At 73.2% G+C, this 14019-nt stretch carries 9 protein-coding genes; 5 read left to right on the forward strand and 4 right to left on the reverse strand.

Features of this window, described 5'->3' with window-relative positions; translation table 11 throughout:
* The first annotated feature begins 138 nt into the window (after positions 1 to 138).
* Positions 139 to 924, forward strand: coding sequence for an IclR family transcriptional regulator (locus tag ACWD26_RS00360; RefSeq protein WP_451264605.1), 786 nt, complete (start codon positions 139 to 141; stop codon positions 922 to 924).
* 20 nt (positions 925 to 944) lie between these two features.
* Here the strand turns inward: ACWD26_RS00360 and ACWD26_RS00365 are convergent, their stop codons facing one another.
* Positions 945 to 1760 (reverse strand): PaaX family transcriptional regulator, encoded by an 816-nt coding sequence (locus ACWD26_RS00365; protein WP_451264607.1) that lies wholly within the window; start codon positions 1758 to 1760, stop codon positions 945 to 947.
* Positions 1761 to 1952: 192 nt separating this feature from the next.
* Between ACWD26_RS00365 and ACWD26_RS00370 the strand changes: the two genes are divergently transcribed.
* The 4 genes from ACWD26_RS00370 (at position 1953) to ACWD26_RS00385 (ending at position 8092) form a co-directional block, all read left to right on the forward strand.
* A complete protein-coding gene (locus ACWD26_RS00370; RefSeq protein ID WP_451264609.1) occupies positions 1953 to 3485 on the forward strand; it encodes an FAD-dependent monooxygenase in 1533 nt (510 codons plus the stop codon).
* A 2-nt stretch (positions 3486 to 3487) separates the two neighbouring features.
* A complete protein-coding gene (locus tag ACWD26_RS00375) occupies positions 3488 to 5596 on the forward strand; it encodes an acetate--CoA ligase family protein (RefSeq protein ID WP_451264611.1) in 2109 nt (702 codons plus the stop codon).
* Positions 5589 to 7274, forward strand: coding sequence for a (2,3-dihydroxybenzoyl)adenylate synthase (locus ACWD26_RS00380; protein ID WP_451264613.1), 1686 nt, complete (start codon positions 5589 to 5591; stop codon positions 7272 to 7274). Before ACWD26_RS00375 ends, ACWD26_RS00380 begins: the two co-directional genes overlap by 8 nt.
* Before the next feature lie 89 nt (positions 7275 to 7363).
* Positions 7364 to 8092 carry an alpha/beta fold hydrolase gene (locus ACWD26_RS00385; RefSeq protein WP_451264615.1) on the forward strand — a complete coding sequence of 243 codons (729 nt, stop codon included), beginning with the start codon at positions 7364 to 7366 and terminating at the stop codon, positions 8090 to 8092.
* A 30-nt stretch (positions 8093 to 8122) separates the two neighbouring features.
* Here ACWD26_RS00385 and ACWD26_RS00390 read toward each other — a convergent pair whose 3' ends face one another.
* The 3 genes from ACWD26_RS00390 to ACWD26_RS00400 are packed head-to-tail and all read right to left on the reverse strand — an operon-like array spanning position 8123 to position 14018.
* Complete coding sequence (locus ACWD26_RS00390) at positions 8123 to 10390, reverse strand: hypothetical protein (protein ID WP_451264617.1); 2268 nt, start codon at positions 10388 to 10390, stop codon at positions 8123 to 8125.
* On the reverse strand, positions 10387 to 11556 hold the full coding sequence (locus ACWD26_RS00395) for a VWA domain-containing protein (RefSeq protein ID WP_451264619.1): 1170 nt from the start codon (positions 11554 to 11556) through the stop codon (positions 10387 to 10389). Before ACWD26_RS00395 ends, ACWD26_RS00390 begins: the two co-directional genes overlap by 4 nt.
* Entirely contained in the window at positions 11553 to 14018 is a 2466-nt protein-coding gene (locus ACWD26_RS00400) for a DUF5682 family protein (RefSeq protein WP_451264621.1), read from the reverse strand. Before ACWD26_RS00400 ends, ACWD26_RS00395 begins: the two co-directional genes overlap by 4 nt.
* Position 14019 lies beyond the last annotated feature (1 nt).

The following is a 14019-nucleotide window of genomic DNA, read 5'->3' on the forward strand; positions in this document are numbered from 1 at the left end:
GGTTCGCCGACGCCCCAAAGGGGCGCGGGCAACGGCGCGACCAGCCACGACGGCGCCGCACAGGAACCCACGGCACATCGCGGCACTTCCAGCGGAGCGCCCACGCGTTCGTCCATCGACAGGGGAGAGAGCTGCGCCGTGACCACCACTGACCCCAAGGACCACAACGGGGAACGGCAGGGCATCCAGTCCGTCGAGACCGCGATGCGGGTCCTGCTCGCGCTGGAGAGCGGCGGCGGCGCCCTGAGCCTGTCGGCGATCGCGCAGGCCAGCGGCATGCAGCCCAGCAAGGCGCACCGCTACCTCGTGAGCCTCGGCCGCATAGGGCTGACCTCGCAGGACCCCGCGTCCGGCCTCTACGACTTCGGCGCCGCCATGCGCCGTATGGGCGCCGAGGCGTTGCGCCGCACCAACGAGGTAGCGGTGGCGGACGGCCACGCCGCACGGCTCCGCGACCGCACGGGCCACTCCGTGAACCTCTCCGTCTGGGGCGACCGCGGCCCGATCGTCGTCAGTTGGGCCTACGGCACCCGCCCCCTGCCCCTGACCGTGCGCGTCGGCGCCACGCTCCCGCTGCTCACGTCATCGGTCGGCCGTGTCTTCCTGGCCCATCTGCCCGAGAGCCTCACCGGCGAGGTGCTGAGCGGCGAGCTGCGCGGCAAGGAGGCCGAGTGGACGGCCGAACGCCTCGCCGACACCCGGGCCCGCGTCCTCGAACAGGGGCACGCCGAGACCCACGGCAGCGTCATCCCGGGCATCATCTCCGTCGCCGCCCCGGTCTTCGCGGCCGGCGACCCGCTGCCGCTCGCCATCTCCGTCGTCCTCCCGGAAAGCGCCGGTACCCCGGACCACCTCGCCGAGGTGACCCGCGAACTGCACGCGACGGTGACGGCGGCGTCGCACGAGCTGGGGCACCTTTCGTAACGCGACGCCGCCGGTGGCGGCTACGCCCGCGGCGTGCGGCGGGTGCCCGCCACCTCGTCGTAGTACGACTCGGCCGACGGGCCGAGGACGTCGTGGGCCTCCAGAAACATCTCGTGCGCCTCGTGGCCCACCCAGCCCGCCGGCAGCAGCTCGGTCGGCAGAGCGGGGTCGCGGAAGGGGAACTTGCGGTAGTCGTACGTCAGCCGCATGCGCTCGACCAGGGCCTCCTCGGGGCTGAGGTGCCCGGCCCGGTACGACGGCATCCGGCCGCGATAGGTGCGCAGCAGCTCCCGGTAGTCCTCGTTCAGGGTGGCCAGGTCCCAGCTGCGGGCCGCCATCTCCCGGTCGACGGGCAGTCCGCCGGACTGGCAGCGCAGGGTGTCGAGCCGGACGGCCGGCTCGTCCGCGAACTTCTCCCGGACCTGCTGGAGCCGGTCGTGCGGGGAGACGTAGGTGGACGGCGCCAGCGGGCCGAAGCCCAGCCAGGCAAGGTCCTTGCGGATGCGGTCGCGTACACCGCGCTCGGTCTCCGGGACCGAGTAGATGACCATGTACCAGTGCCGGTCCCAGTCGGCCGGTGCCCGGTCGAAGATGCGTGAGCGGCCCTCGTCGAGGAGCTGGAGACTGCGCTTGTTGAGCGCGTAGACGGTCTCCCGGCCCTCGCGCCGGACGTCGAACCAGCCCTCCTTGCGCAACCGCGCCAGAACCACCCGGACCGTGCTCTCCCCTACGCCGAAGCAGCCCATCAGGGTGCTCAGGGTGCGCATCCTGGCGTCGCCGCCGCGGTAGCGGACGTAGTCGCCGAACAGGTCGAAGACGATTGATCGAGGCTTCACGGAAACGACTATGGCACACGGACGGTCGTCGTGAAGGTGAGCGGTTCGGTCGGCACTCCCCCCGAGCAGTGGGCTGATCCCGCACTTCCCCTCGCGAAAATGCGCAACAAATTATTGACGCCCGTGTATCCATTGACACAAGATGCTCGCGGGCCTGAGTCTGGGCCTGTACTCGATGCGGAGGTCGCAGCCATGGTTTCTCGGATCGCTTGCGTGGGAGGCGGCCCCGGCGGGCTGTTCTTCGCGGCGCTCGTCAAGCAGGCCGATCCGTCGGTCGAGGTGACGGTCTTCGAACGGAACCGCCCGGAGGACACCTTCGGTTTCGGCGTGGTGTTCTCCGACGCGACCCTGGCCGCCATCCACGAGGCCGATCCCGTGCTGCGCACGGCGCTCGCGGACCACGGCCGGCACTGGGACGACATCGAGGTACGGCTCAAGGGCCGACGGATCCGCTGCGGCGGCAACGGCATGGCCGCCATCACCCGCAAGACCCTGCTCCAGCTGCTGCACGAGCGGGCCGCCGAGGTCGGCGTCGATCTCCGCTTCAGCCACGAGATCCCCGCCGATCCGGCCGGGCTCGCCGACTACGACCTGATCGTGGCCGCCGACGGGGCCAACTCCCGCTTCCGCGACCGCCTCGCCGACGTCCTCGTCCCCGAGGTGGAGGTCGCGACCGCCAAGTTCATCTGGTTCGGCACGAACTACCTCTTCGACGGCCTGACCTTCGTCCATGAGCACGGGCCGCACGGCACGTTCGCCGTGCACGGCTACCCGATCAGCGACAGCGTCAGCACCTTCATCGTGGAGACCGACGAGGAGTCCTGGCGGCGGGCGGGCCTCGACGAGTTCGACACCGCACAGCCGCCCGGACCGAGCGACGAGAAGACCAGGCACTACCTGGAGAAGCTCTTCGCCGAACAGATCGACGGCCATGAACTGCTGGTCAACAACTCCCGCTGGGGCAACTTCCGCACCCGCCGCACCCGCCGCTGGCACAGCGGGAACGTCGTCCTGCTCGGCGACGCCGCCCACACCGCGCACTTCTCCGTCGGCTCCGGCACCAAGATGGCCATGGAGGACGCCGTCGCCCTCGCCGACAGCCTCGTCGCCCACCGCGACGACCTGCCGGCCGCCCTGGAGGCGTACGAGGCCGCCCGGCGCCCCCCGGTGGAGAAGATCCAGGGCGCCGCCCGGCCCAGCCTGTCCTGGTGGGAGCACTTCGGGCGCTACCACGACGCCCTCGGCCCCACCCAGTTCGCCTTCCACTTCATCTCCCGCTCCATCGGCAAGGACCGGATCGCCCGTCGCGACCCCGACTTCGTCGACCGGGTCGTACGGGACTGGCGCGTCGCCCATGAGGGACACGCCCCCCTCGACACGCCGTTCATGGAGTTCGACCGACGGCGCCTGACCGCCGAGCAGCTCGCGGAGCTGCGGGGCGGGGGCTCGCGGTGCCTGTGGCTGACGGCGCCCGACGGGGAGGCTGAACTCCCCGCGCTGTACGAGGAGTTGACCGCTGCCTTGGGCGGTGATGTGCCCCCGGACCTGGTCGCCGTACAGGACGGCACCCCGCTCACCAGGTCCCTCCTCGCCGAACAGGCCCGGCTGGTGTACGGCGTTCCCGCGCTGATCGTGGAGGACGGGATGGACGACGACCGGGCCGAGACGCTGCTGCTGTCCGGCCGTGCCGACCTGGTCGCCTCCACGGCAGAAGGGCGGTCCTGACCATGACCGAGAACCCTGCACACAATCTGGCACCGAACCCGGCACCGAACCTGACACCGCTCCTCGCACCCGAGGGCGTCGTGGTCATCGGTGCCTCGCGGCAGGCCGGGAAGCTCGGCGCCGCCATGGCCCGCTCGCTGGCCGTCTTCACCGGCGCCCGCGCGCTCGTCAACGCGCGCCGCCCCGAACCCGCGGCCGGCGTGTACGCCTCGGTCGCCGAAGCGGCGGCACACACCGAAGGGCGCCTCGACCTGGCCGTGTTGTGCGTACCCGCGTCCGGCTGCGCGGACGCCTTGGCCGAGGCGGCCGCCGCCGGATGCCGCGCCGCGCTGGTCTGCGCCGGCGGGTTCGGTGAGGCGGGACCGGAGGGCGAGGAACACGCGGACGCGCTGCGCCGGGTCGCGCGGGAGACCGGGGTCCGGCTGCTCGGCCCCAACACCTCCGGGTTCTTCGCGCCCCACCTGGGCCTGACGGCCAGTTTCGTGCCCGCCGCCGGACAGCTTCCGGCCGGTGACATCGCCGTCGTCGCGGCCAGCGGGGGCGTCAACCACGCGCTCTCCTTCGACCTCGCCGCCGCGGGCAACGGCATCAGCCTCGGCGTCGGCATCGGCGCGGGTCTCGACGTCACCGCCGCGGAAGTCCTGGAGCACCTCGTGACGGACGACCGTACGACGGCCGTCGCCCTGCACCTGGAGACGGTGCCGGACGGACCGCGGCTGGTGGCGGCCGTGCGCGAGGTGGCCGCCGTCAAACCCGTCGTGGCGCTCGTCGTGGGCCGCAGCGACGTCGGGGACTTCGCCCGCTCGCACACCGGCGCGCTCGCCACCTCCTGGCGCACGACGCGGGCCGCGCTGCGGCAGGCCGGGGCGGTGGTCGTCGACGACGAACGGGAGTTGGTGGACGCGCTCACCGCGCTGTCCCGTATCCGGCTGCGCCCCCAGCCGGACCCCGGACTCGGCATCGTGACCGCCCAGGCCGGTCCGGGACTGCTGCTGGCCGACCGGGCGGGCGCGGACGGCATCCGCATGCCGGAGCTGGCGGCCGGCACACGGCACGCCCTGGGCGAACTGCTGCCCCTGCTCACCTACCAACGCAACCCGGTCGACACCGGCCGGCCCGCCGAGACCTTCGCCCGCGTCCTCGCCTCCACGGCCGCCGACCCGGCCGTGGACCTGCTCGCCGTCTACGCCCTCACCGAGCCGGACAGCGTCGACCTCGCCTCCGCCGCCCAGGACGCCGGCCTCGGCGCCGACTCCCCGGCCGTGGTCGTCGTCGGCGGACTCCCCGACGACGTCGCCGAGCAACGAGCCCGTCTGCACAAGTCGGGCATCCCGGCCCTCCCGGGTCCTGCCTCCGCCGCCAACGCCGTACGCGCCCTGGTGACGGACGCGCGACAGCGGGCGATGCGGGAGGCGGGTTCCGTGTCCGGTGGACCCGCGCCGGTGTCCGCTGCCGCGTCCGTGCCGACCGGACCTCTCGACGAGGACGCCGCCAAGTCGTTCCTCGCGGAGCTCGGCATCCGCACCCCCGACCGGGTCGCCTGCGACTCCCGCGCGGACGCCCATGACGCCCTGCGGCTGCTGGGCGGCCCGGTCGCGGTGAAGGTGCTCGACGCCGCCATCCTCCACAAGACGGAGGTCGGTGGGGTGCGTCTGGGAGTGCGTACGGCCGACGAACTGGACGCGGCGCTGGACGCCATCGGGGACGGGCGCCGCTACCTGGTGGAGACGATGGCCCCGCCCGGTGTCGATCTGGTGCTCGGGGCGCGGCGGGACCCGGTGTTCGGGCCGGTCGTGCTGGCGGGGCTGGGCGGTACGGCCGCCGAGGCGCTCGCCGACGTGGCGATCCGGCTCGCCCCGCTGTCCACAGCCGAGGCCGCCGCCATGCCCGACGACCTGGCCGCCCGCGCCCTCCTGGACGGATGGCGTGGTGGGCCGGTGCTCGACCGGGCCGAGTTCGGGCGGGTCGCGGCGGGGCTCGCCGCCGCTCTGGCCGCGAGCCCGGGGACCGCCGAGATCGAGATCAACCCGCTGCGGCTGACCGCCGACGGGCTGATCGCCCTGGACGCCGTGATCGTGCACCACACCTCTGAGGAGAGCGACCATGCCTAGGCCGAGCAGCGACGGAGCTGTGCCCTGGCCCGCGGAGTACGCGGCGCGCTACACCGCCAAGGGCTACTGGGAGGGCGTCGCCCTCGGGGACCGGCTGCACACCGCCGCCGACGCCACGCCCGACGCCCTCGCGGTCGTCGACGGCGCACGACGCCTGACGTACCGCCAACTCGCCGAACACGCGGACGCCACCGCCCTGCGCCTGGCCGCGCTGGGCCTTCGCCCGGACGACCGGCTCGTGGTGCAACTGCCCAACACCGCCGAGTTCGTGATCCTCACCTACGCCTGTCTGCGCCTCGGCGTCATCCCGGTCATGGCGCTCCCCGGCCATCGCAGACACGAGATCGGCCACCTCGTCGAGCAGAGCGAGGCCGTGGCCCTCGCGGTGCCGGACTTCCTGAAGGACCACGACCACCAGGCGATGGCGTTCGAGGTCGCCGAGACCTCGTCGACGCTCCGTCATGTGCTGGTGCTCGGCGACAAGGTGGGCGACGGCGCCGTGGATCTGCGGGAGCTGTGCGCGGCGCCCGAGGGCGAGGACGGGGGACAGGGCGTGCGGGAGGCCGTGGACGCGTACCGGCCCGACAGTCGTTCCGTCGCCGTCTTCCTGCTCTCCGGCGGCACCACCGGCCTGCCCAAGCTCATCACCCGCACCCACGACGACTACCTCTACAACGCCCGCCGCAGCGCCCAGGTCTGCGAACTCGGCCCCGACACGGTCTACTTCGCCGCACTGCCCCTCGGCCACAACTTCCCGCTCGCCTGTCCGGGCCTGCTCGGCACCCTGCTGAACGGCGGCCGGGTCGTGCTCGGTTCGCCCAGCCCCGAGAAGGCGTTCGCGCTGATCGAGAAAGAGGGCGTCACCGCGACCGCCGTGGTTCCCGCCATCGCCCAACGCTGGCTGGACCACCGCGCGGACCACCCCGGAACCGACCTGAGCTCGCTGCGGCTGCTCCAGGTCGGCGGCTCCCGGCTCGCCGACCACGTCGCCCGCCGCGTGGGCCCCGAACTGGGCTGCACCCTCCAGCAGGTGTTCGGCATGGCCGAGGGGCTGCTCAACTACACCCGCCCGGACGACCCCGAGGACGTCATCTGTACGACACAGGGGCGCCCCATGTGCGACGACGACGAACTCCTCGTCGTCGACGAACTGGGTGAGCCGGTCCCCGACGGGACACCAGGCGTGCTGCTCACGCGCGGCCCGTACACCCCGCGTGGCTACTACCGGGCCGAGGAGCAGAACGCCCGCGCGTTCACCGAGGACGGCTGGTACCGCACCGGTGACATCGTGCGGCTGCGGCCCGACGGCAACCTCGTCGTCGAGGGCCGGGACAAGGACATGATCATCCGGGGTGGGGAGAACATCTCCGCCGAGGAGATCGAGAACTTCGCCTACCAGACGCCGGGTGTCGCCCGCGCCGCCGCCGTCGCCATGCCCGACCTCGAACTCGGCGAGCGGGTCTGCCTCTACGTCGTACCGGAACCGGGTCACACGGTCACCCTCGACGACATCCACCACGTCATGGAGCGCGCGGGCATCGCCCGCTTCAAGTTCCCGGACCGGCTGGTGACCGTTCCCGAACTCGCCGCCACCAAGGTCGGAAAGATCGACAAGAAGGCCCTGCGCGCCGACATCGCCCACCGCCTGGACACCGAGGGCACCCCCGACCGCCACTGACCCGGTGACCCCGGCGCGTCGCTCACTGGCGCACCGATCACCGTCGTCGAGGACAAGGCGTGAGCACCTTCATCCCAAAGGAGATCGACATGAGTGAGACGTTCGTCCTGGTGACCGGGGCGTGGCACGGCGGCTGGGCCTGGCGGCCGGTCGCGAGCGAACTGCGGTCCGCCGGCCACGAGGTGCACACCCCGACCCTGGCCGGCCTGGGCACCGGCGACGACCCGCGCGGGGTGACCCTCACGGACTGTGTGAACAGCCTCGTGGAGTACGTCGAGAGAGCCGGTCTGCACGACATCACCCTCGTCGGCCACAGCTGGGGCGGATACGTCCTGACCGGCGCGGCACCGAAGCTCGCCGCACGCGTCCGCCGCCTCGTCTTCTGGAGCGCCTTCGTGCCGAACGACGGCGAGTCACTGATCGAGGCGTGCCCACCGCACTACGGCGAGATGTTCCACGCCCTGGCCGCCGCCTCCGGCGACGACACGGTGAGCCTGCCCCTGGAGGTCTGGCAGCAGGCGTTCATGCAGGACGCCGGCGAGGAGGCCCAGCGGCTCGTCCACTCCCTCCTGGTCCCCCAGCCTCTCGGCACGTTCACCGAGAAGCCCGACACGACCGCCTTCACCGCGCTCGACCTCCCCACCGCCTACATCCTGTCCACCGGGGATCTCTCCCTCCCCGGTGAGTGGGCCTGGGCCGAACGGTTCCCCCAGCGGCTCAAGAACCCCCTCGTCATAGAGACCCCGGGCAGCCACGAGGGCTGCTTCACGCGACCCGCCGAGCTGGCGGGGGCGTTCGTCCGGGCTTGCGCGGTGTAGCGCCCCGGGCCGGGTCGGCCCGGGTGGGGACTAGCGAGTGAGTTCGGATGTGGCGAGCAGGCGTATGCATGCGTCGGTCCAGGCTCTGGTGGCCGCGTCCGGGACGTCGAGTACGCCTCCCTGTCTCTGTCCCTCTCCATGCACGTGGTGTCCCTGCTCGTGCTGTCCCCGCTCGTGGCCGTGGCCGTGTCCGTGGCCGTGATCCAGCGTGTCGAGGAGCCGTCTCAGCAGGCTCGACGAGGTGGCGAGACCGGTGCGGGTCAGCCGGTCCGCCGCCTCGCGGAGCCGGTCGAGGGCCGAGCGGGGGAGACGGCGCAGACCGTGGTGGGCCGCGTCGGCGAGCGCGGTGAGGCCCGCTTCGACGGCTGTCGTGACCGGGTCGGGAGGGGTGCGGTCGGCGAGCGGCAGCGCGGGGGGACTCGTCGGCGGGGCGAGGTCGGGGACGACTACTCCGTCGGGGCCGAGGAGCGCGAGCGGGGTGATGAGGGCCTGGCCCCGGACGTGGCGCACGGCCCCGCTCAGATACCGGACCTCGCCTCCGACGAGGGCCACGGCGAGCGCGTCCAAGGCGTCCGGGCACAGCGGATTGTGGGGTGCGTGGACGAAGACCGGATTCCCCACGGCATCCCGGACGGTCGCTTTGAGGACTTGCTCGGCCGGGTCGTAGCCCACCTCCAGGACCTCGGAGAGTTCGACGACCCGTACCGACTCCGCCTCCACCCGCGCCCGGATCAGCCGTGGCGGGCGGTCTTCGGTCGACGCGGCGAGGCCCGGGACCTCGCGGACCAGGAGCGGTGCGGGCAGTTCCGCCCAGGACCGGCCGACCGGGGACACCGTGGTGGCGGCCAGGCGCCCACGGGTCAGGGTCAGTCTGCGGCTCGGGGTGCGGCGGGCGTTCTCACTGACCAGGTTGCCCGTGGCCAGCGCGGACAGGGTCGTGCCCAGCAGCCGCCGGGACGCGAGGGCGTGCCTTGCCGCGGGCGGCGAGGGACGATGTCCACCGGGCCCCGGTTGCGGGGCCGTGTCCCGTGGCCTGGCCTCGGGCCAGTCCTTGCGGAGGACGAGGACGACCCCCGCTGCCGCATGGGCGAAGTACACCTCGGCCACGGGGCGTTCGGCGCTGCCGGAGACACGGCAGCCGAGCGCGGTGAGCCGCACCCGCCGCAGTGGCGTCTCCGCCGACTCCCGCGTGCCGAGCACCTCGGGGTGATCGGCGGCCCGGTGCCGGGCGTGCAGTTCGGCGAGGAGGGCCGCGACCTCCTCCGGGCGGTGTGTCGCGTCGCGGTCCGCGTAGGCGTCCAACTGATCCGCCAGTTCCTTGGCCGCCGCCGCGGGCCAGTGCAGCGAGGCCGCCGCGAGCCGCCGACCCGTCGTACGCAACGCGACCGTCTGGACCGGATCGGCGTGGGCGACACCGTCCCGGAGCAACTCGTCGGCCAGCTCGACCGCTCGCCGGAGATGCGAGGCCGACACCGACCGGGGCCGAGGCGTCTGCGGCGAGAGGGCCTCGGGGCGCGGCGGCTCGTGAGGTCCGTCGCCGACGAAATCCCCCTGGAGCGGTCCGTCGCCGGCGGCCTGGTGCCGGAGCGGGTTGTCGCTGTCGGTCTCCTCCTGGAGCGGGTCGTCGCTGTCGGTCTCCTCCTGGAGTGCGGCGTCGCCGTCGGCGGCCGGTGTCCGGAGGGAGACCAGGACGAGCCTCGCTTGCCGGTCGGTCGTGTCGGCCGTGCGGAACGCCCAGAGCGCGAGGGCCAGCATCTCCCTGCGCACGGTGTCGGCCGCGTCGGTCAGCGCGTGCGCGGCCTGGCCCGGCACGGGGAAACGCACGGTGCACGTAGGCAGTTCGACCCAGGGGTGGGGTTCCTGCGAGGTGGGGCGGTGGACCCGGGCCGTGACCCCGCGCCGTGCGGTGCGCCGTGCGGCGCTCAGGGCGCGGGCACCCACGGCGGCCTCGAGCGCCGCGTCGTCGATGTCCCCCGGAGACCAGTCGGGTGCCCCCTCCCCGAGCGGTGCCGCGTCCGTCGCCCGCTGGTAGGCGAGGACCAACCCGACGAGGTGGCGGCAGACCCCGGCCGCGCCACAACCGCAGGACCCGCCGTCCAGCGACGCCCCCGGCGGCATCGAGGCCTCGGCGCCGTCCGCGAAACGGGCGGTCACCGCGCCGTCCGGCGCGGTGCTCAGCTCCGGTGGCGACCCGGCGTCGAGATCCTTGGTCGCCCGCCGCACCAACCCCCGGTTGGCGAGCGCCGCGAGGGTGTCGGGGGTCAGGGCCAGAAGGTCCGTACGTGGTGATGCCGTCAACGTCCCAGCCTCTCCGCCACGAAACCGGCCAGCTCACCCGGTGTCATCGCGCCCACCCGCGCCCCCTCCCGCGCGAGACGGCCGGCGAGTTCGCGGTCATAGGCAGGGCTCGCCTCCTCGTCGAGAGCGGCGAGCCCCAGCACGGTCGTGCCTTGCTCCACCAGCGCCCGCACCCTCCGTACCAGCCGGAACGGATCCCCGCCCTCGTAGAAGTCGGAGATCACGACGAAGACGCACCGCCGAGGGTTCTCGATCAGACCCGCGCCGTAGTCCACGGCTCGCGCGATGTCCGTGCCACCGCCGAGCTGTACCCGCATCAGTAGTTCCACCGGATCGGTCACGTCCGACGTCAGGTCGACGACCGAGGTGTCGAACGCCACCAGATGGGTCTTGAGCCCTGGCAGCCCCCACAGACAGGCCGCGGTCACCGCGGCGTGGATGACCGACCCGGCCATCGAACCGGACTGGTCCACCAGCAGCACCAGTTGCCACTGTTCGAGATGGCGTCGGGTGCGGGAGTGGAAGTGCGGGCGCTCGATGAGCAGTCGGCGCTCCTCGGGCTGGTAGTGGGCCAGGTTGGCGCGCACCGTCGTCCGGAAGTCGAAGTTCCTGGCCAGGGCCCGCCGGCTCGGGTGGCGGGCTCGGGTGCCGGTGAAGGTCTTGCGGATCTCCGGCCGTAGCCGCTCCAACAGTTGGCGCACCACGCTCTCCACGATGCGCCGGGCCAGCCGCAGCACCTCGGGGTTCATCAGATGCCTGGTGCGCAGCACGGCCCGCAGCAGGGTCGCGCTGGGCTCGACCCGCTCCAGTACCGCCGGGTCGGTGACGATCTCCTGGATGCCGTACCGCTCCACCGCGTCCCGTTCCAGACGCTCGATCGTCTCCTTCGGGAACAGCCGGTGGATGTCGTCGAGCCAGTCGACGGCTGTCACGACGGACGGCCCGTCACCGGCCGTGCGCTCCCGGTTCTCCCTTCGGCGCACACCGCGTTCGGCGAGGTCCGGGTCCCTGCCGTAGAGCCAGTCCAACGCGGCGTCGCGCGCCAGGGCCTCCTGGCTCAGCGGGCCCGTACAGCGCTCGGCCGGAGAGCCGAGAACGAGCCGCCAGCGTTCGAGGACCGGGTCCGGGGTGCCGTGACCGTGAGTGGCGTGGTTGTCGTCGGTCATCCCGTGCCCCCGAGGCCATAGCGCCGAAGGTGTCGTGTCACGGTCTCCTCCAGGACGGCCGCCCGGGCCAGCAGGACGGGGTCCGCGCTCGTCCGCAGCAGCGAGCGTGCCGATCCGCGAACGCCCCTGCGCTCCATCAGCCGCTCGGCGATCCGCTCGCGCTCGCGCGGGGGGAAGAAGGCGAAGGCCTGGCGCAGCGCGGGCAGGCCGATCAGGAACTCCTCCTCCGGCATCGCCCCGACCATGTCGTCCAGCACTCCGATCAGCGGTTCAGGCCCACCGTCGTCGGCTCTCTGAGCGGCCGTCAGTTCGTTGCGCGCGACGGCGAACAGCCCCGCCAGCCAGTCGCCCAGCACCGAGGGCCCCGGCAACTCCCGCACCGCGCCGCCCACGGCGGCGGGGCCAGGTGCCTCCGCGAGGCAGCGGTGGAGGCCGAAGGCGGCGCCGCGCAGATCGGGCGGAGCCGCCGTGTCCCGGCTGACGCGGTAGGCGACCGAGGCCGCCGTCTCGCGGGTCACGGACAGCACCTCGGACGCGTGCCACAGCGCGTCACGCACCGCCGCCACGGCGGCCAGCCGAGCGAGGTCCACTCCCGGACCGCTCGTCCCGGACGCCGGCGTCCGAGGGCCGCGCGCCCCTTCGAACAGCCACAGCAGACGCTCCACCGCCCCGTCCAGCACGGTCACGAGCAGCGGGCTCCGCGCCACGCCGAACACCCGGTCGTGCCGCCACAGCCCGAGCGCCGTGGCGAGCACGTCTCCCAGCGGCCCCGGCTCACGCAACCGGCGTACTCGTACGGCCAGCGCGTCCAGCAGTGGATCCGCCAACCGCGCCACACCGCACAGCACCACGTCGAACAAGGTGCGCGCGAGCACATCGGCGTCCGCGCCGTCGTCCACACCGAGGTCACCCGCAGCGCCGCCTGCGCCCCCGACCGCCCCTGTGCTCCCGGCAGTTCCTACCACCGCACCCGTGCCCGGCCCCGGGACGGCGCCCGGCCCCGTCGTGCCCCGTGCCCGCTCGGTGAGGACCGCCTCCGCCGCTTCGTCCAGAGCGGCCCCGTACGCCCCCGCCTCGATCAGTGCCGCGTCGCGCGCGGGTGCCGGACGCTTTTCCCAGCGTTCGCCGAACTCCGGGTCGGCGCCCCCTCGCGGACCCTTGGTGCGGACATGCCCCGGAACTTCGAGCACCCGCAACCGGTGCAGGACCCGACTGCGCTCCAGATCCCCCGGACGCGTGAGGTCGAACACGAACGGCCCCTCGCCGGTCAGCCCGAGGGCCGCCAGCCGCCCGGCGACATCGGCGACGAGCGGTGGCCTCGGTGTCTCGGGGTGGAGGGCGCCCACCCGGTCGCCACTGCTCGCCGCGATCATCTCCACCACCACCGGATGGGCTCCTGGCGTGAGCGTGCCGTTCGTCGTCCACGGCAGAGGCTGGTCCAGATCCTCGCCGATCAGCGCGCCCGCCATGCCGTCGAGCACATCGCTCCTGGCCGGGCGCGTGTGGCCGCGCAGCGCGGTCAGGCCCTGGGTGAGGGCGCGGGCGGCGATCAGGTCGGCCGTGGACACGGGGTGGTTGCGGGCCCGCAGCCTGGACGCCACCGCGCGCACCAGCCCGTCCGCCGCCGCCTCCACCCCTCCGTCCCAGACCCGCTGGTAGTAGCCGGGTGACGGCATCCCCGACTGGTACCCGGCGAAGGAGTCCAGCTGCCGGAACGAGTACGGCACGAGGAAGCTGCCCGTCAGCGCTCCCTCGGCCGCCGAGGGCACCTCGGGCCAGCTCGGAGCACCGTCCGAACGGAGAGCGGTCTCCTCGGCGCCCGCCGCCCCCACCAGCGCCCGCAGCGCCGGCTGGTGGAAGCCCCCGGTGACCACCACGACCGTCGGGTCCCCGGGCACCGCGAGGGCCGCCCTCACCCAGGACGCCATGTACACCTCACGGGCCTGGTCGCCCTCGTCGGCGTCGGCGTCGCCTCGTACGGTCTCGAAGTAGGCGTCGAGCCGGGCGGCGAGGTCCTCGTCGTCGGCCACCTCGAAGAGCCGGTCCCAGAGGGCGTCCACGCTGTCCACGTCGAAGCGGGAGCACAGCCGTGCCGTCGCCTCCGTATAGCGGGCCTCCGCGTCGGCGTAGCGGTTGACGCGCTCCGCGAACGCGGGGTGCCAGGCCGGGAGGTCGATGAACCGGACCTCGGCGCCCGCCGCCCGCCCCGCCCGCAGGGCCACCCACTCCGGGGAGTAGTCGCACAGCGGCGTCCACGAGGTGGCGGCACGGTTCCCGTCCCGGTAGTGGCTGAACACCGCCACGGGCAGCTCATGGCCGAGAAGCAGCTCGTCCAGGCGGCCGTTCATGTCGGACGGGCCCTCCACCAGCACATACGCGGGCCGCAGCCGCTCCACGGTCGAGGCGACCAGCCGTGCGCAGGCCGGGGAGTGGTGGCGTACCCCCAGGAACACGGCGGGCACG

The organism is Streptomyces sp. NPDC002787, assembly GCF_053592095.1.

What these genes read in the sequence shown, in the direction of transcription:
- ACWD26_RS00370 (WP_451264609.1), top strand. Translation starts at nt 1,953, where the DNA reads ATGGTTTCTCGGATCGCTTGCGTGGGAGGCGGCCCCGGCGGGCTGTTC.
- ACWD26_RS00375 (WP_451264611.1), top strand. Translation starts at nt 3,488, where the DNA reads ATGACCGAGAACCCTGCACACAATCTGGCACCGAACCCGGCACCGAAC.
- ACWD26_RS00380 (WP_451264613.1), top strand. Translation starts at nt 5,589, where the DNA reads ATGCCTAGGCCGAGCAGCGACGGAGCTGTGCCCTGGCCCGCGGAGTAC.
- ACWD26_RS00385 (WP_451264615.1), top strand. Translation starts at nt 7,364, where the DNA reads ATGAGTGAGACGTTCGTCCTGGTGACCGGGGCGTGGCACGGCGGCTGG.
- ACWD26_RS00395 (WP_451264619.1), bottom strand. Translation starts at nt 11,556, where the DNA reads ATGACCGACGACAACCACGCCACTCACGGTCACGGCACCCCGGACCCG.